We start from the raw sequence: 23842 nt of genomic DNA, 5'->3' as shown, positions 1-23842 counted from the left end.
GAAAGGGGAATTGGTCGAGCCGTAACGTGCAACCATACCGGCTATATTTATCAAACAATCTATGAATCTATATCCATTATCCGGCAAGCATTTGGCTTCGTGATTGGCAATTGTTAAAGCTTCGTGATTGGCAATTTATAAATATGGAAGTGATGGAAGTTGATTATGCTTGGGCATAATTCCTGAATAGATTACCGGCTTCCAATCATTACAATAACCGGCTAGGTTCAATTTTTTTAGAAACTGCCCTTCAAACTCTCTCCATGAGACAAGTGCCAAAACAATATAAGGGCAAAGACAATCTTGCACATTCCGTCATTTTGGCAGTTGAATAAAAATATCTCCGGTTCTTACCCGAAGCTTCGGTCTTTTTACCAGAATTCAACCAATGTTTTAAACAATGACGTTCACGGCGATAAAAGGATTATGAATGCGTTCCGGAAAGATTATCCGGTTCAGTTGTCAGCTTTTTCTAACAAAAAAAGCTATTTCAATTCGCAACAACAAAACATGAATAGGCTTGTGCTGTTATTTTGCCACAAGCTGCATTTGCTTCACTTTCGCTTCCGAATGAACCGAACCTGACGCGATAAACCCTTTTTCCGTCAACAGTTGCCGGTTCGACATGGCCGAGCGATGCAACATTTGTATCGGACAAAGATTTTTTTATTGTTTTCAAAAAGCCTTCCGCTGAACCTTTATCGGGTAACGCGGCCACCTGAACAATGTAATTTCCCGACATTTCATTTTTTAGAATGTCGGTGACTGTCTTTTTGCTATCATCGGCATAAGCCATTGTCGTCGGGCTGGTTTCAACTTTGACTGTTTTTTTCACCGGAATAGAAATAGTAGAACGTGTTTCGACAACAGTTTTTGCCGGTTCGGTTGCGCGATTGCCACGTTGGGAAACAGAAGCTGTCACAATCTCGGCATTGTTTGTATCCGGTTGGACATTCTTTGGCTGTGGTTGCCCACGCCAAGCCGATTGGGCTACGTTCCATTGGGCAAAAATACGTTTTTTCGTCGACCGGCTGGCACTACCCATATAGGCATTTGCAAGCAATACAACGACATCATCACGCTGACGGCCTGAAGTACCGCCAAGCACCACAACAACCAGTTTTTTGCCATCCTTGGCGATAGTTGTGGTAATTGTAAAACCTGCAAGGCCGGTAAAACCGGTTTTTAAACCGTCTGCACCGTCAATCCTGTCAAGAACACGGTTGTGGCCTTTATAAACCTGACCGCGATAACTGAATTCGCGCTGACTGAAAAGGTGATAATATTGCGGGAAATGGTCACGCATGGCAATTGACATCAAAGCAATATCGCGGGCTGTCGATACATGCCCTTGTGCAGGTAGACCATTGGCATTTCTGAAAGTCGTGTTCCGCATGCCGAGAGACCTTGCTTTCAAAGTCATAACACGCGCAAAATTTTCTTCGCTCCCGCCCAGATATTCGGCAGCAACAACGGCCGCATCATTGGCCGAAAGAACAATCATGGCATTGACTGCATCACGTACCGAAATTCTGGAACCGGCAGGCAAGCCCAGTTTCATCCGCGGTTTGCTCGCAGCATATTTGGAAACCGGCATTTCGGTATTCCAACTCAACCGGCCGCTTTGGATTGCATCGAAAACGAGATATAACGTCATGACCTTGGTAATCGATGCGGGTGCCCGTATTTCATCCGCGCGATTTGCATAAAGGACATTTCCGGTATTGGCATCAACCACTATTGCCGGAAGCTCGACAGCATTCGATTTCGCCTGAACTGATGCAAGTGTAAAAAACAAGACGCTCGCAACCGCAATGATTAACGCGATCGAAAACCGTAAAACTTTAAAAAGACGCATCAGTCTACCCTGCCTGAACCTAAGCAATATGAAACAAGAAACGCAAAGAACCTAGCTCTTTCTATCATGCTGCATAAGAACGTTTACGTTAAGACCCGCTCCTGTAATAACGTTAATTTTTAGTAAATAACGCCGGTGAGTCGTATTTCATTATTTTTGTTATACAGGATTCAAGATGATAATCAACCTACCGGTTTCAACACGGATAGGAGATTCATCATAGATACCATTCATTACTATGTATTTTCTATTCATTTTGAACATAGAATGCGTTTTCTGTATTTTGACTGATCGTTTTAAACATTAAAAAATTAAATATTATTTTATGATTACTTTATCACTCTTATGTGTCATTGTAACAAATCTTGAAGACAAGCCGGATAAAAAGCCGTGCTTTTTATCAAACGGGATGCTGGCACAGCTTTATAATTCTTCCGGTATTTTCGATAACTCTATCTGCTGATAGTTCGAGGGTTAATTCGAGGGTTAAAAGGAGGAATGCACGAACGGGTCAATGAGCTGTCGAACGTCATTTGTTGATCTATTTTTATGGTTTTGCTTTCACAAGATTTTTTGCATCCAAAATACTTGAGCAAACGGAAATACAAAAATGAAACCCGATCCTGTAAATGCAAAAAACTGCAAGCTTGCTGCAAAAGGGCGAGGCCGTTCTTCCATATCTGCATGAACGGCCATATCTGCATGAACGGCGTTGTCGGGTCAAATTGATTCCCGTTCATTTTTCGCTTCAACCGGCGACGGGATATAAATTCCGGATTGACCGACGATCAGATATAAACAAAAATTCGCGAATTAAAAAACCTCTCAATTCACGGTCCAGCAGGCTTTTACCCACTGGAATAACCATTTCATTTCGAGGAAAATACGATGGTGTCCGCGGTGGGATTCGAACCCACGACCCCAGGATTCATACCACTTCGACTTTCGCCGCCGGTCAAAACTATGACCGTTTGTGGTCTGGACTGTCCCTTCACCATTGGCAAAAGCCTTTAGGTGCTGCCCGTCCAGTCTCTACACCTTCCCTTTGTGAGGGCTTGGTTCGGGATTGGCAATGGCTATAAAAAGCCAGAAGCGTTCCCCGACTTTGAGCAGATCCGCTTCAAAAGTTTCCTTTAGAGGCGCCCAATTTATTTCAGGAATCCTGTGCTCTATCCTGCTGAGCTACGCAGACTTCATCGTAGTCGAAGCATTAACCAATATGACTGCTTCGATCAATCATTTTTCACCAAGTTTTTGTTTAAGAAATGCCAATACTTTTTCCGGCGGTACGTTTTTGGCAATGAATGATTGGCCCAACCCGCGTGTGAGAATAAAAGTCAGGCTACCGTGTTCGACCTTTTTGTCTTGCGAAATAATTTTCATCAATGTTTCAGCATCCGGCACACCACCGGGAACATCCTGCAAGGCAACAGGAAGGCCGACAGTGCTCAAATGGGTTTCAACACGGGTTGCAACATCGGCCGGACAAAGGCCGAGGTAATTTGAAAACTGGTGCGCAAGAACCATGCCGATAGCGACACCCTCGCCATGTACAAGTCTGGCCGAATCATAATTTGTGACTGTTTCCAGTGCATGACCAAAGGTGTGCCCCAGATTCAATAATGCACGCTCGCCCGACTCATGTTCGTCATGGGCGACCACTTCGGCTTTTGAACGACAGGATTGCGCTATAGCTTCGATTCGCTCATGACCACCCAGAAAAATTTGCCGCCAGTTTTTTTCCAGCCATGAAAAAAAGTCGGGCTGATTGATTAAGCCATATTTGGCGACTTCGGCATAACCGGCTCTGAATTCGCGTTCAGGCAGAGTATCAAGAATCTCTGTATCGGCAATGACAAGTTTTGGCTGATAAAATACACCGACGAGATTCTTTCCTTGCCGCGTATCAATACCGGTTTTGCCGCCCACCGACGAATCAACCTGAGCGAGAAGTGATGTCGGAATCTGGATAAAGTTCATGCCGCGGCGCACAATTCCGGCTGCAAATCCCGCAAGATCGCCCACCACACCACCGCCGAAGGCTATAACGAAATCGCCCCGCTCCAGACGATTATCAAGAATTTGATCTACCACGTTTTCCAGCGTTTCAAAGCACTTCGATTTTTCGCCTGCCTTCACCACGACCGGTACAACATCAATACCGCTATCGTGCAAACTTTGTGTCAACATGCCAAGATGCAATGCTGCAACATTTTCATCCGTCACAACGACAACGCGTCTTTCCGGAAAACGGTTGGCAATTTCCTTACCTGCCGAGACAACCAGACCGGGTCCTATCAGAATATCGTAACTACGTTTCCCCAAGGTTACTTTAACTGTCTGATTTTCCATTTTTAAGCTGTCCTTTATTGCTGTTTCCGGATTTTGAAAGATAGCTTTCAACCGAACGCACGACATCGCGTGCCACCACGTCACGACGCGTTTTACGGCTGTTTATGCGAATGTCGGCCAAAGCATAAACAGGGTAACGTTCTGCCATAAGTTTTTCCATAAAGGCACGCGGATCAGGTCTTTTTAACAAAGGGCGGTTTTGACGGTGGGAAACCCGTTCCATCAATACATCAAGCTCCGCATGAAGCCAGATAGAAATACCCTTTTCGGCAATAGCACTGCGCGTTTCCCCGTTCATATAGGCACCACCGCCCGTAGCAAGTACCATCGGCCCGTCTTTCAACAGCCGTAAAATCACACGCCTCTCAAGATCACGAAAAGCCGGTTCACCATAAGACTCGAACAATTCGGGTATTGTCATGCGTGCCGCCTGCTCGATCTCGTAATCGGCATCATGAAAGGGAAGCTCCAGCATAGTGGCCACACGTTTGCCGATCGTTGATTTGCCTGCCCCCATAAGCCCTACAAGGACGAGCGAACGCCCGTCCAGATGAGACATCAGACGATGCGCTGTTTTTGCCATCGGGCCAGTTTTTGAAAATCTGCTTTTCATGATTTTGTTTCGACATTTATCGCAGAATAAGTCAATCCCTGTTAATCTTTATAAGGCATGATAGTGTTTATAACCTTTTCGATTTTGGATAATTTTCTCTTGCCATGCCGACTCTTACCCGTTTGTTACTCGCCCTCGTCATATTGGTTGCGCTGATTTACGGTGCAATGGTCGGGCTTGTTTATCTCGTAAAACCGGTAACCACCGATATAACAATCGAAATTCAACCGGAAAACCTGCATTTGCGTGATCGTGCGTCTATCTCCCCAACGACAGAACAGAAAATGCCGACAAATAATGACACTGATATGCAGCAAATGCCCGATGGCAAACCGCTGCCGAAAGATGAAGCGGGTGGCCAGACAGACAGCGGGAAAGATGATAATTCTTCAATCTCCGAAAACCGGCACAGCCAAGAGTCTGGCGAGCGGAAAGAGCAGAAGCCGGACATGTCGGAAGGCGGCTCGCCCGCACAAAGGAATGGCGGCAACAAATGAATCTTGCAGCAACAATCGACAATTTTCTTGAAATGATGAGTGCCGAACGTGGTGCTTCAAAAAATACTCTTGAAGCCTATCGCCGTGATCTTTTTTGGGCAAATGAAGAACTGGCGGCGTTCAAAACAACGCTGTTGGAAACAAGCGGGGATGAGCTCGCCAAAATATTGGCGTCTATGCAACATGACGGCTTTGCCGCAACGTCGCAAGCACGGCGTTTATCGACTTTACGCCAGTTTTTCCAATTTCTTTATGCGGAAGGATTGCGCAATGATGATCCTTCAAGCGACATTGATACCCCGAAAAAGCGCGCGAATTTGCCGAAAATCATCAGCGAGAAACAGGTTAGTAACCTGCTTGATCTCGCCGAAGCAAATGCCAAACGTGAAGATGTATCACCGGCTGAACATAAAAGGGCTATGCGTCTTCATGCAATTGTCGAATTGCTTTATGCAACGGGCTTGCGCATTAGCGAACTTGTGAGCCTGCCGGTTCGTATTGTTCGTGGAGCGCCGGATTTTTTGCCGGTTCGCGGGAAAGGTTCCAAAGACCGGCTGGTGCCACTTTCGCAAAAAGCCAAAGAAGCCGTCAGTCAATGGCTGGAGTTACGTGATAAAACCTCAGGCAGCACCAGTCCCTATCTTTTTCCTGCCCATGCCGATCAGGGCTATATCGCGCGCCAACTTGTCGCACGCGAATTGAAAGCGCTTGCCGTTGAAGCCGGAATCAGCGCCCATAATGTTTCACCGCACGTTATTCGCCATGCTTTTGCAAGCCATTTGTTGCAACATGGTGCAGATTTGCGCGTTGTTCAACAGTTGCTCGGCCATTCCGATATATCAACAACACAAATCTATACCCATGTTCTGGAAGAAAAGCTGCAAAGTCTTGTAAATGAGCATCACCCGCTTGCCGAGCGCTCTCATGCAGAGTAAAGAAAATGATATATTATTTATAAGACAGCGTGAAAGCTTGAAATAAGCCGTCAAATGGTATGATAAAAGCCGAGTAACACGATAAAAGTTGGAGCCGATGTATAATTATCTTGATTTCGAAAAGCCGGTTGCTGATCTGGAAGGGCAAATCTTTGAACTGAAAAAAATTGCCCAGGAAAAAGGTAGCGTCGACATGGGCGACGAAATATCCCGTCTTGAAGAACGCTCGCAAACGGCCTTGCGTGATCTTTATAAAAAACTCACTCCCTGGCAGAAGGCCCAGGTTGCACGTCATCCCGACAGGCCGCATTTTCTTGATTATTCAGCCGCACTCTTTACCGACGTAACACCCTTGGCCGGTGACCGCAAATATGGCGAGGATGAAGCCATTCAGGCGGGTTTTGCCCGTTTCAATGGACAGGCGATTGCCTATCTCGGACAGGAAAAGGGGTACGATACCCAATCACGACTACGCTATAATTTCGGTTCGGCCCGTCCGGAGGGATACCGCAAGGCCGTAAGAATTATGGAACTGGCCGACCGTTTCTCGCTTCCGGTCATTACTCTGGTTGATACAGCCGGTGCCTATCCGGGTGTAAGCGCTGAAGAACGCGGACAGGCAGAGGCTATCGCACAGTCAACCGCCGAAACGTTACGATTAAAAGTCCCTGTTGTTTCTGTCATTATTGGCGAAGGTGGCTCAGGCGGGGCTATTGCTATTGCCGCAGCCAACAAGGTCTATATGCTTGAACACGCTATCTATTCTGTCATCTCTCCCGAAGGGGCTGCTTCTATATTATGGCGTGATGCAACGCGAGCAAAAGATGCCGCAACTTCAATGCATATTACAGCTCAGGATCTTTATAAACTGAAAATCATCGACGGTATTATTCCCGAACCTCTGGGTGGCGCGCATCGCAATAAAAAAGAAGCCATTGATGCAACTGGCCAAGTGATCGAAGCTGCTTTGAAGGGCATGGCCGGAAAAGATGGCGAGACATTGAAAAGAGAACGTTGGGATAAATATCTCGAAATCGGACGCTCCCTTTCATAATCCGGACGTTCATGGTTGTAACCATCGAAACACTGGATTGCGGAAGCTCGTCTACAATTGTCGACATAGCCGTTTATAAGAGACACTTATATTTTATTTCACGTGATATATTTTGTTTCACGTGAAAACATCTGTTTCAATGATTTTATGTTTGACCTGAGCATTATTTATATCGCGCTGTTTCAATGTTCGATAAAATTTCCGATCATTCCTGATAATTGAAAAGCGCCTGTTATCGACTCCCTCAATTATTCTCGTCCAATTTTTAAAAATAGAAGAAGAATGCCGGAAACATATTGGCATTTCTTCAACAAAGCGGTTGAAATATTTAAAATGCCGGCGACCACCCCGATTGGTCGACTGCCGGATAGCCGATGAATTTTAGGCTTATCGCATTCAACAAGCTTATAAAATTCTTCCGGTTACAAGCCGATCGGGATCACCATTCAGTAGAAGTTCACGAAACCCCGATCGTGAATAGATCAATTGGTGTGCTCAAATGGTAGGTTCAAACGGTATGTTCAAATAGATGTTCAAACCGTTTCCACCCTGTTCATATTGCCGTTTTCCAACCGAACAACAAAATAGCGAACCTATCCGGAAGTTTTACTTTCATAAATTCCCGCAACAAACAGTTTTGTTTTTCCTGACGGAATAAAGGACTTACCTATTCCCTACCGCGCATGCTTTTTTTCAAACACTGCGCATGTTTTTTCTTAAACAGGCCGGCCGGTTTTGACCGAGTTAATGTGCCCAATGTCATTATTCTGGTTTGACGTGAAACAAAGGGTAAAATCCGTTCCATTGTGCGTTTTGAAACAGCTATACAACCCTCGGTCGGTTTGTATTCAGGGTGTGCGAGATGAAAAAAAATAGCGCTACCACGTTTTTGTATCCGGCAACGGATATTCCAATCCGGTATCAGTGCAATATCGTAGAGCTTATCATCACGAAAGAGTTTTTCTGCGCTATTTCTGTAAGGCAATCTGACAGGACGATTATAATTTGCGTCCCATGGCTCATCGCACCAGCCATCGGAAGGTTTTATACGGTGGAGCTTCATCGGATGATGTGGTAGGCTGACAAAACCGCTTTTCCTGAAACCGCCAAGAATCGGCATAACAGCAACAGGCGTTGCACCATCGCCTTCCCGCTTCCTTGCAGTAAACCCGCTTCTTCCCAATGCACAAGGAAAACGGTATTGACCAATTGCCAAGATCCCTTTTGTTGTTGTACCGCATTTCTTGCGCACAACGATAAAAGGAACAATTTTTGGTGTTTTTAACGAATTTCTGATGAAAGACACTTGCATGACGTTCAGTTTTTCGTGATTGTTGACTGCAATTATTACATAACGCGTGAAAGCGTTTTTTATAAGGACTGAAAATGACCGATCGCACCCTTTTGATTGTAGATGATGACGAGGATCTGCGCTCTATTCTGGTAGAGCAACTACAAATGCATGAAGAATTCAATGTTCTTCAGGAAAGTACGGCTGCAAAGGGTCTCGAAACCGCCAGAAACGAGAATGTAGACCTGATTATTATGGATATTGGTCTGCCTGATCTCGACGGGCGTGAAGCGGTAAAAAAATTGCGTCAGGAAGGATTCCGTGCACCTATCATCATGTTGACCGGCCATGATACCGATTCGGATACCATTCTCGGCCTTGAAGCCGGTGCTAATGATTATGTAACAAAACCTTTCCGTTTTGCGGTTCTTCTTGCCCGCATTCGCGCCCAGTTGCGCCAACATGAACAAAGCGAAGACGCAACATTTCAAGTGGGGCCTTACACTTTCAAACCGGGGCAAAAACTGCTTATCGACGATAAGGGAAGCAAAATACGGCTAACTGAAAAAGAAGCTGCCATTATCAAATTCCTCTATCGTGCCGGTGACAATGTTGTAAGCCGTGACACGCTTCTGGAAGAGGTGTGGGGATATAATTCGGGTGTAACAACGCATACGTTGGAAACCCATGTTTATCGCCTCCGGCAAAAAATCGAAAAAGATCCCGCAAATGCGCAGATATTGATAACTGATAGCGGTGGCTATAGATTAAATCCGTAACGTTTTGGCAAAATAGACATATAACTTTATTTGCCAAAACCGGCACTTACGAAACGTGACGCAATGAATTGGCCGAAATAAATCGTCAATTCATAAAAATAGGGAGTTTTCGTTGGCGATTACCGACGACATTGCTTTATTGGAAAAATTCGATTTTTTCAGCAAAATGACGACTGAACAATTGCGTTTGTTGATTTTTGGAGCAGAACGAAAGGAATTTGCCACCGGAGAGATTATTTTCACAGAAGGACAGCCCGCTGAAAGCGCCTATGTCGTTCTTTCCGGAACGGTCAATCTTTATCGGCAAAATAGCCAACCCAACCAGCCAATTGACATCATCAACAAAAATGCCCTGCTTAACGAGCTTGCTTTAATCACGAAAGTCAACCGGCCGTTCACCGCAATAGCGCAAAGCAATACAAAAACACTGAAAATAAATCGTATCGTATTCCTGAAGCTGATAAATGAATTTCCTGAGATTACCCAACATATATATGACTATGTAAGCGAGCGTATGCGCGAGCTTGCAAGCAATATCAACCATCTCACCGATTTGAAAAAAAACTGAACAGAGTTGCTGCGATTATCCTGTTTGTTTCCCCGTTCATTTCTTTTCTTGCTTTGCAACGAACTCTATATAATCCCCGAAAAAATAATCCCTGAAAAAGCCACTCCCGAACAGTTTACGGCCTTTTTCTATCAAATCGACGGGGCTTTGCTTATTGACCATTTTGGCCGCCGCCCCTGATTTTCAAAAGTTCAAGCTTTTAATCTGCGGAATATCACAAAAGTAGCGGCGTAAAAAGTCGAGGATTATATGGGAAAGCAAAATCAATCCAGTTTTAATGAATCCATTTTGCAGTGACGCACTCGAATGGCTCAGTTAGCAGAATCATTCCGTATAATATCGGCAGCACGAAATGATTTGCGATTGGTGATTTGCGGAGATAAAGCCGGTACAAATACCCGACGTGACTGGCGACGATGGACCAACAATCCCTGAAATAAGCGTTTTTGAGCCTCGCAAACAATAATACCGCCAAAATAAGGAAAAAAGCTCCGCGCCAGAGGCTCGTAAACCGCGGAAAAACCGCGTGCCAAAGCACCACCGGAAGGTGAAAAATAAAGTGCTTCACCGATTTTGACGACGCTGAAATTGGTTTCATGCAATAATTGTAACAATTGTTGGCGGCTATAAGGTTGGCCACTGCCAAAAGGCGTATGGTCATTGCGCGCCCAGAGGCCCCGCCGGTTGGGTACAACGATAATGATACGGCCATTCGGAGCAAGCACACGCCACATTTCGCTAAGCATTTCGCGCGCATTTTCAGCAAATTCCAGCGAATGGATCAAAATAATGCGGTCAACTGCGGAATCCGATAATGGTAAATCCTCTTCAAATACCAATGCGGTTGCGACTTTGTCTGCCGATGGCCAGACACATGCCCCTTGATGGGCAGGCATGAAAGCAAAACATCTTTCGGCGCGATCTTTCAATTGTTCAAGATAGGGCGTTACATATCCGAGTCCCAAAACCCGTTCACCGGCGACATCACAATTTTTTAGGGCGAGCTTATTTGTAATGGTTGAAAAAACTTTTTCACCAAGCACTGTCTGATAAAAGGATCTGAATGTCAGTATATCCAAATAGGATCCTTATTCTCTCACTGTATATCGGCCGGTGCAGAAACCGGCGCCTGTGACTGGACCGGTTGTGCGGACTGCACATTCCTATCCCAACAACCAAGATTTTTTCCCCGCAAATTATGTGCATCAATATCAACAAGCGCACGTTGGTCGTCTTTCATCATATAATAACGCGTTCTCGTCTTTACATTGATTTTTTGCCAACCGGCACATTCTGTCGGCAATTCCACCTTCTGGGTCGTAATTTTTTCAGTCCATGCAGTCGCTTGGGTAGCACATCCCGTAAGCATCAGAAAACATGGCAGAAATAATGTTTTGGCTGATATAAAACGATTCAAACTGACCATGAATTATAATCCATTCATTCGATATTCGTGCATTGTCCAAAAATGACAATAACAAACTTTTCCCTCAAAATAAAAATATTCGTTAATTTACGGTTAAAATCTGACAAAAGCATGAAATTATCAAAACCCTGTGAGACGCTTTCTCCGGAGTGGAAAAGTGGTTAGGCTCGAACAATCTCTTTTGCCAATAGACAATACGTTTCTTGCCGGCAGAGAACCGTTGAAAGGACACTCCATGAAATATCGTGCTTTGGGTAATACCGGTTTCAATATTGTACCTCTGGTTTTCGGGTGCAATGTCTTCGGCTGGACGCTGGACGAAAAACAATCCTTTAAAATGCTTGATGCGATTTCGGAAAGCGGACTTAATGCGATTGATACAGCCGATGCCTACTCAACATGGGTTGAAGGAAATAAAGGGGGCGAATCCGAAACCATTATCGGCAACTGGTTGAAACAAAATCCGTCCAAGCGAGACAAATTCTATATTTTCACCAAGGTCGGCTCGGATATGGGGATAGCCGGTCACAAAGGTCTTTCCGCGCGCTGGATCGAACAGGCTGTCGAGGATTCTCTTCGTCGTTTGCATGTCGAGTTTATCGATCTTTATCAATCACACTGGTTTGACCCGGAAACCCCTTTTGAAGAAACACTGGAAGCTTATAGCAAATTGCTGAAAGCGGGAAAAATTCGCGCAATTGGCTGTTCAAACATAACGGCAGAACAGCTAGAACAAGCAATGATCGTCGCTAAAAATAACAATCTCCCCTCTTATCAAACGCTCCAGCCCGAATATAATTTGTATGATCGCAACACATTCGAGGGGTCGCTTGCCGATACTGCTCGAAAATATGGTCTCGGAGTCATTACCTATTATAGTCTCGCTTCAGGATTCCTTTCCGGTAAATATCGCTCGAAAGAAGATCTTGCCGGTCATAAACGTGGTTCAAGAGTCGAAAAATATTTGAACCCCCGCGGAATGCGGATTTTGGACGCTCTTGATACAATCAGTGAAAAGCATAACGCCAAACAGGCTGAAATTGCCCTTGCCTGGCTTATCGCCAAACCGGCAGTAACCGCACCAATTGCCAGTGCTACCAAGATTGACCAGCTTTCCAGTCTTGTGAAAGCAGTGACAATCAATCTGAACAATGAAGATATTGAAATACTCGATCAGGCAAGCCGCTATTAATAGCTTCCATTCATGAACCGACAAGTAAGAGGAAGTTCTTGCAGCAAGCACGAACTTCCTTTTTATTCGGTATGCGTTTTCATTAATTGCTTATACATTAGAAAAAATTTTATTTTTTGAATTGAACAATATTTTTTAGCTATATCATTCTAAATTTTCCTTTTTCATGATAACAAGCAAGCGGGAACGTGAAAAAATTGTTCGGACTATAACGCATCTGAAGAAAACGACTATCATGGAAACTGAACAAGATTTAAACTACTCATGCCCATGAACTGTAAAAAAGCTAGCCCGTATGAAAAAAATTTTTCCTATTGCTTTATTTATATTACTTGCTTTCCCTTCTCTTTCTATTGGCCAAACATACAACGAAATTCGAAACTTTTGTAAAATTTCGCAAATGCTCATGCCCATATTTCTACGCTCAGGAAATTTTTCCGGAGAAGCAGTTTGCATTGCTGGAACAGCTTCAACAGGTTCATCATATCTATGTAACAGCGAGATGAGCTTGGGAGCCGGCATCTGTGCTGCTGGAACGGCTTCAACGCGTTCATCATTTCTATGTAACAGCGAGATGAGCTTGGGAGCCGGCATCTGTGCTGCTGGAACGGCTTCAACAGGTTCATCATTTCTATGTAACAGCCTGATGAGCTTGGGAGCCGGTATCTGTGCTGCTGGAACAGCTTCAACAGGTTCATCATTTCTATGTAACAGCGAGATGAGCTTGGGAGCAGGCATCTGTGCTGCTGGAACGGCTTCAACAGGTTCATCATTTCTATGTAACAGCCTGATGAGCTTAGGCGAAGCTTTTTGCATTTCAGGGGGGAGAGCCAGCTACGACTGTACCGGAATAGGAGATAACGACCTAGGCGTAGGTATATGCTTAGCTTTAGGAGGTAATCGAAGCCAATGCGCCAATGTTAGTGTTTCTGAAGCCATATGCAGTTTTACAGGAAACTGCACCGGATATGATGCAGCGGCTATAGTCGTATCAATGGTCAAAATATGCGGCACCCAAGTTTTAAGTTATGGAATTAAATAATACGATTATATAAATCCATTAAATGCATTTTACTCTTCGCTTTTATTATTTTCGATCCTGCCATTAATTGCGATTTGAGAAAAATTTCCTCTCATATCAACTTCCTTACAACGGATGTAAGTGGTCGCTGTGTTTATATAATAGGCCCGAAGAAAAAAAACCGCCACAATCACAACGCTTGGTGCATGTTTGACATTCAATTGCAAATTCATTTTTCCAGTCGCTAATGGATTGGCGGCAAAACGGCCAAACATTTTCGTTCACAACACATAGTTGATGGTTGTATATAGAGGCATTTAGACCATACGATTTTAAAATGGATGTCGCTTGGCTTAATTTATCTTTATAATCAAACGGGTCTATCCATAACTCTTGTAAATTCGCTCGAGTAAAACCCATTATTTCAAGCCCCATAAGAGCCACATGGTCCACGAAAAGCAAATTTCTACCTATAAATTCGCATAACTGAATTAAACGTTTTACAGATAACCGGTGGAGTACGATTCTAATTTCAACCTTTTGGTTTAACTTTTTTAAATTTATTATGCCCTGTACAGTTTCATCAAAAGCATTATCCGACTGCACAATATAATTATGCAAACTCGGGTCATCAGAATAAAGAGGGATACCCACCATACTATCAGTAAGTTCTAGATCTGCATAACTTTTTGCAAAATGGAAATCCCGAAAACTCCTGCCGTTTGATAATATGTGAATACTCGTTTCTGGTAGATAGCTTTTAGTTAGCCGGAGTATTTTCAAAAATCGATCACGATTCGTAGTAGGTTCTCCTCCCGTAAACCCGATTTCCTTTGTATACCTTGGTATCAAAGGTATTAAATTTTCGATTTCGTCCAGAAGATATGAATCGTCTTTCGGCTTCGGCGGTTGGGAGCACATTAAACAATAATGATTACATTGTTCTGTGACTAATATACTATTAAAATTTGAATGTGATCTAAAAAGAACTCTTATTTTGTTCTGATTCGGATTAATACTTACGATATCATCGTTGGATAAATATTTAAAATCGTCAGGAATTATAGAGTAACTTTTTGTATCTAAAATTTCTTTATTTTTTTCAAAAAAATCATTAAAAACTATATAATGAAAAAACCCCTCACTGTAATTATTATCATTAATTAAATAGGCATATTTATTTTTTAAAACGTTTGGTAAATTCGCGTTAGTTGAAATTTTAATTGGATTCACAAACAAATTGTCATCAAAAATATGATTTTTTATATTTCCAAATAACTTTAACATTGAGTTGCCCATCTAAGAAATATACTTTTCGTTTCTTCGTCGTTCTCCATCAGTGTTATTAAGTGCTTATAAATCGACATATTTTTTTTACAAAAAGCAGATTCAGGTTTTCGTCCAACCATGTCTTTATAGACGGCATAATGAAAGACAGGTTCTGCACCGCAATATGGTTCAAAGGCACAATCAGAGCACATTGGAACACTGAGCGTAAATGAGTCTTCCAAAGCATCGAGAAGTTGATCCGAAAAGATAATATCCTCATAAGATTGCGTTAATATATTCCCTAATCTAAATTTAAAATCGCCCATCTCGGCTAACATGCGACTTTCATCTGAGGCATAGACATAACCATCATAGTTAAAAACAATCGCGGCTATACCTGCTCCAGCAGGATTCATTAAATCGACAAAGCCTGGATCGTCAGATGTTAGCATCTTTTTTAATATCAAAGCCGAATAAACCTCGACAAAAGGAATGCCTGACTTATTCAAAAATATAATATAATCCAAACCCTCTTTAAAAAATTTCAGCCAGCGATCTACGTCATACATCATGTAACGTTTTGTTTTGATCGCAAAACCATAAGGCGAGAGTGCGCGTAAAAAAACGCTGTTAAATCCAAGTCTAACGTATTCATCTATTATATCACGAACACGGGATAGGCTCTTGTCTGTTGTTGTCATTAACGCTGATACTCGGTCATAACCCAAAACTGCTCTCGCTTTATTTAATCCGTCTTCAAATAGCTGATGGCTATTTTTTGAGGGTCTTGGACGATTTGCATTATGCAAATCTTGAGGGCCATCTAGAGATGAGGACAACATAACAGAGTGGTCACGACAAAATTCAAGGATTTCATCCGTCAATAACGAAAGTGTAGTAGCAATAACAAACTGTAAATTACGGTTTTCCGATTTATTCCGAAATTCTGCCTGTTCAACAATATATTGAACCATTGGGAAATTTAATAACGGTTCGCCGCCCTGAAATTCAATCTTAATGGCTGGATTTGGCGATTTAAAAACAAAATCTAATGCTTTGTCAGCCATCTCATACGTCATATCAAATTGATTTTTATCTTCTGATTGCCGTGATACTTGACAATAAGGACAACTATGATCACACCGTAATGTAACTACAAAAACATGTAAATTAGTAAAGTTAACCAGCTTAGAAAGCCTAGTCCTATATTTTAAAGCTAAAAGTTCTAAAGGTGAATTTTCACCTTCATAACGAATAAAGTGCTTACTACGTAATGAAGAAAATATAGAACTATCAGACGAAATTTTTTTATTTATTAGACTATATAAATCATTATTATTTAATAATAGGTATTCTCCGACCATATTTGTAATGATACAACGCTTATCGTCAAAATGATCAAATTTAAATGGTAAAAGTTCATATTCTTTTTTTGGAATATAGGAATCAATACTTTTAAATTTACTCACTTCCCGCACCTGTTTTTGAAAAAGCAATACCTAATATTAAATTCCGTATCGGAGTAGTTTCATCTCGAATTTTTTCACGTAAGCTATAGTCCAATACGTCTTTTTTAAATTCTTGTATTGCTTTCTCGAATTGGTCATTATCAGCGTCAGATGTAGGCTCACAAATGCAAATAATTTTCTCTTCATTTAGATCAATGTGCACGAGCATAAAATTCATAGCTCTATATGCAGCCTTTTGGATTGCAGTGGAACTATAAACTACACAATCAAACTCTAATATCACTCTGTTAGACATATTATTAATAACCTGGTTATTAATAACCTGAATAATGTGAACTATGAGAGGCGTGAGAACTATGCGAGCTATGGGAGCTATGTGAGATATGTGACATATGATAATCCATAGCATTTGCCGGAGCTGAAGTTTTCAGAATAAAAGAAAAAGGATCATTTCCGTTAGAAATCATCATGGTTTTAGATGTAAGACCATTGTTAATTCCAGTCTCTGAAACAGATTCAACTTTGGTATTGATATTCGTAGAAGCTGTCGCATCCCCGCCGGTCAGGCCAGCAGTTAAAGCAGCTATAGATGCAAAAAAAAGCCTTTTTTTCATGAGATCCCCCTCACAAACATATTTATTCTTTTGAGTTATTCTAAATATGAGATATTGTCAATTTATTTATTAATGTTGCCAGTGCTACCAAGATTGACCAGCTTTCCAGTCTTGTGAAAGCAGTGACAATCAATCTGAACAATGAAGATATTGAAATACTCGATCAGGCAAGCCGCTATTAATAGCTTCCATTCATGAACCGACAGGTAAGAGGAAGTTCTTGCAGCAAGAACGAACTTCCTTTTTATTCGGTATGCGTTTTCATCGATTGCTTATACATTAGAAAAAAATTTTATTTTTTTGAATTGAACAATATTTTTTAGCTATATCATTCTAAATTTTGCCTTTATCCTGATAATCAAGAATTGCCGCAGCCATTCCGGCGGTTTGCGGATTTGTCATCTTAAATATCTTCAGGGAGATCGGTCATGACGGATAAACATTCGGAGAAAAAAGGGCGCGGCATCATTTATAATTCTGTTTTGGATACGATCGGAAACACGCCGCTCGTCCGCATAGACCATTTTGCCAAAAATAAAGGCGTAAAAGCCAACCTTCTGGCAAAGCTCGAATTTTTCAATCCTTTGGCAAGTGTCAAGGATCGTATTGGTTTGGCTTTGATTGAATCATTGGAAAAACAAGGAAAAGCTAAACCCGGCAAAACAGTGCTGATAGAACCCACATCCGGCAATACCGGTATTGCGCTTGCTTTTGTTGCTGCTGCCAAAGGTTACAAGCTGATTTTGACAATGCCTGAAACCATGTCTGTCGAGAGGCGTAAATTGCTGAAGTTTCTTGGCGCCGAACTGGTATTGACCGAAGGCGCAAAAGGAATGAAAGGTGCGATAGCCAAAGCCGAAGAGCTGGCCGCCGAAAATCCCGATGCTATTATTCCCCAACAGTTTGAAAATCCGGCAAATCCGGAAATTCACCGTCAGACCACAGCCGAGGAAATCTGGAACGACACCAATGGCAATGTCGATTTTCTGGTAGCCGGTTTCGGTACGGGCGGCACTATTACCGGTATTGGTGAAGTGATAAAGAAACGTAAGCCCGATTTTAAAATCGTTGCTGTCGAACCGAAAGATTCTCCGGTTTTATCGGGTGGACAACCTGGCCCACATAAAATTCAAGGCATCGGCGCGGGTTTTATACCGAAGATACTCAACACCGAAATAATTGACGAAGTTATTACCGTTTCAAGTGATGATGCTTTCAAGAATTCACGCGATCTTGCTCATCTGGAAGGAATTCCCGTCGGTATTTCGGCCGGTGCAGCATTGACTGCCGCCATCGAGGTGGGCAAACGTCCGGAAAACGAGGGAAAAAACATCGTTATCATTATTCCCGATTTTGCAGAAAGATATTTGTCTACCCTGCTTTTTGAAGGTCTGGATTAATCATCTGAAAGTCAAATTTCCCGTGCCGACTTCAGGCGGCGTCGACCGTTAACAGTACCATTATGATGGGCAATGAATGAGTTCGGCGAAGAAGTGGAAATAACGCGATTAGCCGTCCGGGCACGTCTCGGACGGATTTCTCTTCCACTTTCCCTCACACGTGGAGGATAACTCAAACCCGTTTCATCGGTCTCAAAAAAACCCGTTTCATCGGTCTCAAAACTTGACAAAAAATCGCCGTCATCAATTTCCATGATAATTACCCTTCATGATCGAGAAAGCTGAATAAACTACCCCAATGAAACTAAGCCTTTTCAGCAACGGGCTTATTCATGTAAAAAGATGTATAAAATATCTGGAAAACTTATTGGCTGTCGTGTTTTTTGAGCCAATCCTGCATTTCAGTGATTTCTTTTTGCTGTGCAGAGATAATTGTTTCGGCCAATTTTCTGGCTTCCGGATCCTTGCCGTATTGCAATTCGACTTCCGCCATGTCGACAGCCCCTTTATGGTGAGCCAGCATCATTTTGATAAAATCGACATCAGCATTGCCGCTCATTTTGACCGACATATTCTTCATCATGGATTCATTGACTTTATCCAAAGCCGTTGAAGATGCAGACAAAGTTTGAGAAACAGCCGATGCTGCCCCTTGTGCTTTATCAACGATATTCTGATTGACATTTTGCGCTGCCGAATAACCGATAGAAGCACAAGAAATACATAAGGCTGCAATAATTTTTTTCATATCTCATTCCTTTTCACAGTCGATATAACGTGTCAAATCCAATATAGTTCCATGAATAAAGAATAAAATTGATCTAATTCATTATTTCTTAAAAAAAACTAATTTTGTTTCATTTTTTGTAACAACTGCGTGACCGGCTAAATGCTTCAACTCAATGGATAGAAACAGACTGTCCAAGAAAGTGTTAGAGAAAATTATATATCAATAATAACAATCGGTTATAATAATTATAAAATTATCCATTAAAATTTTTCGCGCTGCGGCAACGCTAATCCGTCCGCTGTGAATAGAGTAAAAGCCCACCTTTTACCGATTTATTAAACGAGAAAAGAATCCCGAATTTTTACAATCCGGCCAATATTTATTTAACAATACTTATACTAAATTTGATAATAATGAACACAAAAGACGGGTTTTATTATACTGATAAATGTCGATAACCGGATGCCGGAAGAAGATACATCCGAGATGACATATAGCCATTTGCACTAGAGAGGCAATTTCCATTAGCGCGGCAATTTTCGTTATCGGCGCAATTTCCATTATTGATGGAGCAAAAGAAAGTTTCAGACTCTCCGGCCTGTAAAAGCGGCAGCAATTCCGGCATTCAAAAAACAAACTGCCGACAGATAATCTGCCGGAATATTGACGTCGTCATTATCAATATCAATCGAACTTCAACAATCGTTCGAGATATTCTTTCTCGCTATCGGGTAATGCAGACTGACCTAATTTTTTGCGGATTTCATCGAGGATGCGGCGTGCACGTTGCATATCGCTTTCTTGCGGAATACCATTTTTTTCCGTCTGATGGCCCGCCGAGCCGAGTTTGCGCCCGAGTGGATCTTTTGAAAGCCCGTCACCATTTTTACCATCATTGCCATTTTTTTTCATGGCTTCCTGCATTTCTTTCATCAGCTTGCTTGCGCCATCACGCATTGCATCCAATGCTTTTGACTGTTGGTCTGCCGAGCCACCGGCATCTCCCTGCTGAAGGGCTTGACCGGATTTATCCATTTTATTTTCGGCATCCTTCAGGCCTTGTCCCGATTTCAAGCCTTTATCAGTTAAATCCTTATCGAATTTTTTTAATTCCTGCTGGAGTTCGTCTTGCCGCCTTTTCAAATCATCAAGATCTTTTCGATATTCTTCAGGGGTCTTTTCTCCGCGCTCGCGTTCGTCCTCAAGTTTATGGGTGTCGTTTAAAGTCTCTTGCTGCTTGCGCATCAAATCGCCAAGCTTGTCAAGCTGCTTTTGCATTTCGCTTGTTTGGCTTCCCTCTTCCCCCGATCCGCCACGACTTACTTGAAGATTATCCATGAGTTGCTCAAGTTCGTTCAAAAGCTGTTCAGCGGCTGTGTGGTTGCCCAATTTTGCCGTATCTTCAAGTTGTTTCAGTTTTTCGGCAAGTTCATCAGGTGAAAGATTTTGTGCCTTTTCGGAAGGCTTTTGGCCAAGGCCATCGTTTTGTTGCTGTTCGGCAAGTGCGGCAATATAGTCATTCATCGCCTGACGCAAAGCCTCTGTCAAACGTTCGATTTCTTCAGGCGAAGCGCCATTTCTCAAAGCGTCACGCAATGCCGCTTCGGCTGCTTTCAAGTTTTTTTCAGCCTGATTGACATTGTCTCCCTCGATACCGATGGCTGTCTGCCACATAAAATCGGCTACATTTTTCAGATCTTCATCGGTTTCTGCCAGACGAAGTCGTGTCCATATGCTACGCAATGCCAAATAATGGGTATAATTATTGATTGTTTCTTCCGGCCGCAACGTTAAAGCCGACAACATATCAAGAACCCGATCGCGCGAAAGTGTATTAAGAGCCAGCAGGCGACGTTGTTCAACCACGGCTCGCGCAAGCGGATTGCCGAAATTTCTTTGCGGCAATGTGATGGTTCGGGTTTCACTTCTTCCCTGATGACCGGCGCCATCTTCTGCAACCAGTGTCAAACGCACTTCCGAACCTGCCCAAGGATGGATACTGACATCTTGCACTGTACGCGCATCCCCTTTTCCGCCACGCGGAATCAGCAATTTTATATCAGGAGCATCATAAAGAGGAAGTCCGGTTTCCTTAACAGACGATGTCGGGGTGATTTCTACGTAAGCTTTCTCGACACCATAATCATCATCAAGCGCATAATTGAGTTCCAGCGATCCGTTGAGAATGCGCCCCGGTTCCTTGGTCAGTCTGATTGTCGGTGCACGATCAACCACAACATCAAAATTCCAGTTCTTTTCATAATGGCGGGTTTTTAATGTCAATTCACTCGACGAGAGCAAAATTGTCTCGAATGTCCGGCTATTGGTTTTGGTCGTATCATGCTCTTCAAGAGCGCCAATATTTTCTGTCTTTCCGGTTTGTTTATCATGCAATTTCAATGTTGCGTCGCCACCATCAACCAACCGGATAGTCACTTTGCTTCCTTCCGGAATTTTTGCGCCCTGAAGGTTGCTTTCGGTGAGATAAAGAGGTGCTTTACCGGTATAGGCTGGCGGGGTAACCCAGGCATCTACCCGCATTCTAGACAAATTGACCGGCCGCGAAAAATCAAAAAGATCAGCAATCCTTCCGCCTGACGTGCCTGAAGAATAGGCAAAAGCTGTTACTGTGAACAACACCACCAGCGCCCGCAATGCCAGGGGATCAGACCGCGTCATACCGGTTTCGGGAACGCCTGTTTTCAGGTTTTGCAGCTCACCGGCCATACGGCGTTGATGTTCGGCCCAAAGAGCTTTGGCAAAAGCATTGTTGTCATCATTGACCGGCTTATCATACAGCGTTTCGAGTGGCCGGTTTTTCAGGCCGCTTGCTTGTTCAATCCGGCGGTCGATGTCGTGTCGCGAAGGAAAATGGAAACCGGATATAAAAAGCAGCGAACCGATTGCTATAAAAAGCAATGCCCAAAGCACGATCACATGTGGCCAATAGGAAAGATAGTTGAAAACGCCGAACCATGTGAGTGACAGCAACATCAACAAGACGAGAACGCATGTAATGACACGTGGCCACAGGCGCTCGAATGTCAGAACACACCAAGCGGCAGCTCTTGCTCTGGCAAGTGCCGATAACCGGAACCGGAAAGGGTGTTCATGATTGAGCAAAATTTATGTTCTTTCCTTCGAGTTGATTTTGCATATCATAACAATGAAACCGGCAAAGGCGAATCCCTTTGCCAGAATGTTCGGCCGATTTTACCTGAAAACCGGCCGTTTCGACATCAGGAATTTTCTACCCATTCAGGGACACGATCGAATTCTATCAGCTCTTCATATGAAATACGCGGGCGAATAATATCAAAACGACTATCACTCACCAACACTTCCGGTACCAACAGCCGTGTATTATAGGTGCTTGCCATAACGGCACCATAAGCCCCTGCGCTACAGACCGCCAGCAGGTCACCGGCTTTTGGCGAGGGAAGAAACCTCCCAAGCCCCATATAGTCACCCGTCTCGCAAACCGGACCGACAATATCGGCCATCATCGGCTTATCACTCTGCTTTGGCTCTTTTACAGGCACAATGTCGTGCCATGCATCATATAAAGTCGGTCGGATAAGATCATTCATCCCGGCATCGACAATAACGAAATTTTTTCCGGCTCCATGTTTTATATAGATGATGGATGTAACCAGAATGCCCGCATTACCGATGATATTACGTCCCGGTTCCATAATGATCTCGACATTAAGAGGCGCAAAATGTTTTTTGACAACATTTGCATATTCGGCAGGGGAAGGTGGAGGCGTATTATCATTGCGAAAAACAATGCCAAGCCCGCCGCCGACATCAACATGGCGAATATCGTGCCCCTCGTCGCGCAGGACATGAACAAAATCGGCAACGAGTGAAAAAGCATCCTCAAAGGGCTGCAACTCGCAAATCTGGCTGCCGATGTGAACATCCACTCCATGGACATCAAGACCGGGGAGTTTTGCTGCCTGTTCGTAAACGTCACGTGCTACTGCAATAGGAATGCCGAATTTGTTTTCAGACTTTCCGGTTGCTATTTTTCGATGTGTTTTGGCATCAACATTGGGATTGATGCGCAAAGACACGCGTGCCTTTTTACCCAGTGCAACAGCACGCGCGGATAATTGCTGCAATTCCGGTTCTGATTCGGCATTGAAACAATGGATATCATGACCAAGAGCAAAGTCGATTTCTTCAACAGTTTTGCCAACACCGGAATAGACTATCTTGTCGGCAGGAATACCGGCTTTGAGTGCGCGTCGCATTTCTCCGCCCGATACAACATCTGCACCGGCGCCTTGTTTTGCAAGCAGGCTTAAAACTGCCTGATTGGAATTGGCTTTCAGTGCAAAGGCGACAAGTGCATTGGTGTCGGCAAAGGCATGACGATACTGCTCGAACTGGTTCACAATGGCTGTTGCCGAATAGCAATAAAACGGGGTTGGAATTTTTTTTGCTATATCGGCAATTGCTACATTTTCTGCATGTAGAAAGCCATTACGATATTGAAAAAGCTGCATTTAGTGCCTCTGCTTAATCAATGGATCAAGAATAAACGGTTTTTCTACTTTCGGTTTTTGAACCATTTTGCCGTTAGAGTCCTCAATCATCGTGGACGGCGGCGGTTCAAGCGGACCTTTACGCCCGCAACCGGCCAAAGCCACGCCACAGATTGTGACAATCATCAAACCGGCCAGAGTTTTTTTCATGATCGCGTCTCTTTCCAAAAAGCTTGTCCCATTCAAAAATAGCAAGCGTTACGCTCGTTGCGAACTATTTC

General features: G+C 43.2%; 23 protein-coding genes. 7 read left to right on the top strand and 16 right to left on the bottom strand.

Features of this window, described 5'->3' with window-relative positions; genetic code table 11:
* Nucleotides 1-490: 490 nt before the first annotated feature.
* The 3 genes from BBC0122_RS00210 to BBC0122_RS00200 all read right to left on the bottom strand — a co-directional run bounded on the left by BBC0122_RS00210 (nucleotide 491) and on the right by BBC0122_RS00200 (nucleotide 4793).
* Nucleotides 491-1858 (bottom strand): serine hydrolase, encoded by a 1368-nt coding sequence (locus tag BBC0122_RS00210; protein ID WP_077990253.1) that lies wholly within the window; start codon nucleotides 1856-1858, stop codon nucleotides 491-493.
* A gap of 1236 nt (nucleotides 1859-3094) precedes the next feature.
* The gene (aroB, locus tag BBC0122_RS00205; RefSeq protein ID WP_077990251.1) at nucleotides 3095-4210 is read right to left on the bottom strand and encodes a 3-dehydroquinate synthase; all 1116 of its coding nucleotides are present in this window, start codon (nucleotides 4208-4210) and stop codon (nucleotides 3095-3097) included.
* A complete protein-coding gene (locus BBC0122_RS00200) occupies nucleotides 4191-4793 on the bottom strand; it encodes a shikimate kinase (protein ID WP_077994367.1) in 603 nt (200 codons plus the stop codon). Before BBC0122_RS00200 ends, aroB begins: the two co-directional genes overlap by 20 nt.
* A 134-nt stretch (nucleotides 4794-4927) precedes the next feature.
* Between BBC0122_RS00200 and BBC0122_RS00195 the strand changes: the two genes are divergently transcribed.
* The 3 genes from BBC0122_RS00195 to BBC0122_RS00185 all read left to right on the top strand — a co-directional run bounded on the left by BBC0122_RS00195 (nucleotide 4928) and on the right by BBC0122_RS00185 (nucleotide 7309).
* Nucleotides 4928-5320, top strand: a complete 393-nt coding sequence (locus BBC0122_RS00195) for a hypothetical protein (protein ID WP_077990250.1) — start codon at nucleotides 4928-4930, stop codon at nucleotides 5318-5320.
* The gene (locus tag BBC0122_RS00190) at nucleotides 5317-6255 is read left to right on the top strand and encodes a site-specific tyrosine recombinase XerD (protein WP_077990248.1); all 939 of its coding nucleotides are present in this window, start codon (nucleotides 5317-5319) and stop codon (nucleotides 6253-6255) included. The genes BBC0122_RS00195 and BBC0122_RS00190 overlap by 4 nt, the downstream gene beginning before the upstream one ends.
* Nucleotides 6256-6352: 97 nt before the next feature.
* Nucleotides 6353-7309 carry an acetyl-CoA carboxylase carboxyltransferase subunit alpha gene (locus BBC0122_RS00185; RefSeq protein WP_077990247.1) on the top strand — a complete coding sequence of 319 codons (957 nt, stop codon included), beginning with the start codon at nucleotides 6353-6355 and terminating at the stop codon, nucleotides 7307-7309.
* Nucleotides 7310-7976: 667 nt separating this feature from the next.
* On the opposite strand, the gene BBC0122_RS00180 is transcribed toward BBC0122_RS00185, so the two are convergent.
* On the bottom strand, nucleotides 7977-8621 hold the full coding sequence (locus BBC0122_RS00180) for a L,D-transpeptidase family protein (protein WP_149866619.1): 645 nt from the start codon (nucleotides 8619-8621) through the stop codon (nucleotides 7977-7979).
* A 74-nt stretch (nucleotides 8622-8695) separates the two neighbouring features.
* On the opposite strand from BBC0122_RS00180, the gene BBC0122_RS00175 reads away from it, so the two are divergent.
* Complete coding sequence (locus BBC0122_RS00175) at nucleotides 8696-9379, top strand: response regulator transcription factor (RefSeq protein WP_077990245.1); 684 nt, start codon at nucleotides 8696-8698, stop codon at nucleotides 9377-9379.
* A gap of 112 nt (nucleotides 9380-9491) precedes the next feature.
* Entirely contained in the window at nucleotides 9492-9947 is a 456-nt protein-coding gene (locus BBC0122_RS00170; protein ID WP_077990244.1) for a Crp/Fnr family transcriptional regulator, read from the top strand.
* Between the two features lie 311 nt (nucleotides 9948-10258).
* On the opposite strand, the gene BBC0122_RS00165 is transcribed toward BBC0122_RS00170, so the two are convergent.
* A complete protein-coding gene (locus BBC0122_RS00165; protein ID WP_077990242.1) occupies nucleotides 10259-11026 on the bottom strand; it encodes a class I SAM-dependent methyltransferase in 768 nt (255 codons plus the stop codon).
* Between the two features lie 17 nt (nucleotides 11027-11043).
* Nucleotides 11044-11373 carry a hypothetical protein gene (locus tag BBC0122_RS00160; RefSeq protein ID WP_225868128.1) on the bottom strand — a complete coding sequence of 110 codons (330 nt, stop codon included), beginning with the start codon at nucleotides 11371-11373 and terminating at the stop codon, nucleotides 11044-11046.
* A 235-nt stretch (nucleotides 11374-11608) separates the two neighbouring features.
* Between BBC0122_RS00160 and BBC0122_RS00155 the strand changes: the two genes are divergently transcribed.
* Nucleotides 11609-12565 (top strand): aldo/keto reductase, encoded by a 957-nt coding sequence (locus BBC0122_RS00155; protein WP_077994365.1) that lies wholly within the window; start codon nucleotides 11609-11611, stop codon nucleotides 12563-12565.
* A gap of 258 nt (nucleotides 12566-12823) precedes the next feature.
* Here BBC0122_RS00155 and BBC0122_RS00150 read toward each other — a convergent pair whose 3' ends face one another.
* The 5 genes from BBC0122_RS00150 to hxsA2 all read right to left on the bottom strand — a co-directional run bounded on the left by BBC0122_RS00150 (nucleotide 12824) and on the right by hxsA2 (nucleotide 16938).
* Nucleotides 12824-13381, bottom strand: coding sequence for a hypothetical protein (locus tag BBC0122_RS00150; RefSeq protein ID WP_077990240.1), 558 nt, complete (start codon nucleotides 13379-13381; stop codon nucleotides 12824-12826).
* A gap of 331 nt (nucleotides 13382-13712) precedes the next feature.
* Nucleotides 13713-14873 carry a His-Xaa-Ser system radical SAM maturase HxsC gene (gene hxsC, locus BBC0122_RS00145; protein ID WP_077994363.1) on the bottom strand — a complete coding sequence of 387 codons (1161 nt, stop codon included), beginning with the start codon at nucleotides 14871-14873 and terminating at the stop codon, nucleotides 13713-13715.
* Entirely contained in the window at nucleotides 14867-16324 is a 1458-nt protein-coding gene (gene hxsB / locus BBC0122_RS00140) for a His-Xaa-Ser system radical SAM maturase HxsB (RefSeq protein ID WP_077990239.1), read from the bottom strand. The genes hxsC and hxsB overlap by 7 nt, the downstream gene beginning before the upstream one ends.
* The gene (gene hxsD, locus BBC0122_RS00135) at nucleotides 16317-16619 is read right to left on the bottom strand and encodes a His-Xaa-Ser system protein HxsD (RefSeq protein ID WP_210188144.1); all 303 of its coding nucleotides are present in this window, start codon (nucleotides 16617-16619) and stop codon (nucleotides 16317-16319) included. Before hxsD ends, hxsB begins: the two co-directional genes overlap by 8 nt.
* Before the next feature lie 19 nt (nucleotides 16620-16638).
* Complete coding sequence (gene hxsA2 / locus BBC0122_RS00130; protein WP_077990237.1) at nucleotides 16639-16938, bottom strand: His-Xaa-Ser repeat protein HxsA2; 300 nt, start codon at nucleotides 16936-16938, stop codon at nucleotides 16639-16641.
* Nucleotides 16939-17366: 428 nt separating this feature from the next.
* Between hxsA2 and cysK the strand changes: the two genes are divergently transcribed.
* Complete coding sequence (gene cysK / locus BBC0122_RS00125) at nucleotides 17367-18338, top strand: cysteine synthase A (RefSeq protein ID WP_077990236.1); 972 nt, start codon at nucleotides 17367-17369, stop codon at nucleotides 18336-18338.
* Nucleotides 18339-18349: 11 nt separating this feature from the next.
* On the opposite strand, the gene BBC0122_RS00120 is transcribed toward cysK, so the two are convergent.
* The 5 genes from BBC0122_RS00120 to lptM all read right to left on the bottom strand — a co-directional run bounded on the left by BBC0122_RS00120 (nucleotide 18350) and on the right by lptM (nucleotide 23771).
* A complete protein-coding gene (locus tag BBC0122_RS00120) occupies nucleotides 18350-18592 on the bottom strand; it encodes a hypothetical protein (RefSeq protein ID WP_077990234.1) in 243 nt (80 codons plus the stop codon).
* A gap of 110 nt (nucleotides 18593-18702) precedes the next feature.
* On the bottom strand, nucleotides 18703-19086 hold the full coding sequence (gene copM / locus BBC0122_RS00115) for a CopM family metallochaperone (protein WP_077990232.1): 384 nt from the start codon (nucleotides 19084-19086) through the stop codon (nucleotides 18703-18705).
* Nucleotides 19087-19752: 666 nt separating this feature from the next.
* Nucleotides 19753-22191, bottom strand: coding sequence for a TIGR02302 family protein (locus tag BBC0122_RS00110; RefSeq protein WP_077990231.1), 2439 nt, complete (start codon nucleotides 22189-22191; stop codon nucleotides 19753-19755).
* A 116-nt stretch (nucleotides 22192-22307) separates the two neighbouring features.
* The gene (gene lysA / locus BBC0122_RS00105) at nucleotides 22308-23582 is read right to left on the bottom strand and encodes a diaminopimelate decarboxylase (protein ID WP_077990229.1); all 1275 of its coding nucleotides are present in this window, start codon (nucleotides 23580-23582) and stop codon (nucleotides 22308-22310) included.
* Nucleotides 23583-23771, bottom strand: a complete 189-nt coding sequence (lptM, locus tag BBC0122_RS00100; RefSeq protein WP_077990227.1) for an LPS translocon maturation chaperone LptM — start codon at nucleotides 23769-23771, stop codon at nucleotides 23583-23585. It abuts the gene before it with no gap.
* Nucleotides 23772-23842 lie beyond the last annotated feature (71 nt).

Source organism: Ditibartonella choladocola (assembly GCF_002007565.1).
GTDB classification, from domain to species: domain Bacteria; phylum Pseudomonadota; class Alphaproteobacteria; order Rhizobiales; family Rhizobiaceae; genus Bartonella; species Bartonella choladocola.
This window is presented reverse-complemented; position numbering and strand designations above follow the sequence as displayed.

What these genes read in the sequence shown, in the direction of transcription:
- copM (WP_077990232.1), bottom strand. Translation starts at nt 19,086, where the DNA reads ATGAAAAAAATTATTGCAGCCTTATGTATTTCTTGTGCTTCTATCGGT.
- BBC0122_RS00155 (WP_077994365.1), top strand. Translation starts at nt 11,609, where the DNA reads ATGAAATATCGTGCTTTGGGTAATACCGGTTTCAATATTGTACCTCTG.
- BBC0122_RS00200 (WP_077994367.1), bottom strand. Translation starts at nt 4,793, where the DNA reads ATGGCAAAAACAGCGCATCGTCTGATGTCTCATCTGGACGGGCGTTCG.
- BBC0122_RS00160 (WP_225868128.1), bottom strand. Translation starts at nt 11,373, where the DNA reads ATGGTCAGTTTGAATCGTTTTATATCAGCCAAAACATTATTTCTGCCA.
- BBC0122_RS00195 (WP_077990250.1), top strand. Translation starts at nt 4,928, where the DNA reads ATGCCGACTCTTACCCGTTTGTTACTCGCCCTCGTCATATTGGTTGCG.
- hxsC (WP_077994363.1), bottom strand. Translation starts at nt 14,873, where the DNA reads ATGTTAAAGTTATTTGGAAATATAAAAAATCATATTTTTGATGACAAT.
- BBC0122_RS00185 (WP_077990247.1), top strand. Translation starts at nt 6,353, where the DNA reads ATGTATAATTATCTTGATTTCGAAAAGCCGGTTGCTGATCTGGAAGGG.
- lysA (WP_077990229.1), bottom strand. Translation starts at nt 23,582, where the DNA reads ATGCAGCTTTTTCAATATCGTAATGGCTTTCTACATGCAGAAAATGTA.
- cysK (WP_077990236.1), top strand. Translation starts at nt 17,367, where the DNA reads ATGACGGATAAACATTCGGAGAAAAAAGGGCGCGGCATCATTTATAAT.
- BBC0122_RS00210 (WP_077990253.1), bottom strand. Translation starts at nt 1,858, where the DNA reads ATGCGTCTTTTTAAAGTTTTACGGTTTTCGATCGCGTTAATCATTGCG.
- hxsD (WP_210188144.1), bottom strand. Translation starts at nt 16,619, where the DNA reads ATGTCTAACAGAGTGATATTAGAGTTTGATTGTGTAGTTTATAGTTCC.
- BBC0122_RS00150 (WP_077990240.1), bottom strand. Translation starts at nt 13,381, where the DNA reads ATGCAAAAAGCTTCGCCTAAGCTCATCAGGCTGTTACATAGAAATGAT.
- BBC0122_RS00175 (WP_077990245.1), top strand. Translation starts at nt 8,696, where the DNA reads ATGACCGATCGCACCCTTTTGATTGTAGATGATGACGAGGATCTGCGC.
- BBC0122_RS00190 (WP_077990248.1), top strand. Translation starts at nt 5,317, where the DNA reads ATGAATCTTGCAGCAACAATCGACAATTTTCTTGAAATGATGAGTGCC.
- aroB (WP_077990251.1), bottom strand. Translation starts at nt 4,210, where the DNA reads ATGGAAAATCAGACAGTTAAAGTAACCTTGGGGAAACGTAGTTACGAT.
- lptM (WP_077990227.1), bottom strand. Translation starts at nt 23,771, where the DNA reads ATGAAAAAAACTCTGGCCGGTTTGATGATTGTCACAATCTGTGGCGTG.
- hxsA2 (WP_077990237.1), bottom strand. Translation starts at nt 16,938, where the DNA reads ATGAAAAAAAGGCTTTTTTTTGCATCTATAGCTGCTTTAACTGCTGGC.
- BBC0122_RS00180 (WP_149866619.1), bottom strand. Translation starts at nt 8,621, where the DNA reads ATGCAAGTGTCTTTCATCAGAAATTCGTTAAAAACACCAAAAATTGTT.
- BBC0122_RS00120 (WP_077990234.1), bottom strand. Translation starts at nt 18,592, where the DNA reads ATGGAAATTGATGACGGCGATTTTTTGTCAAGTTTTGAGACCGATGAA.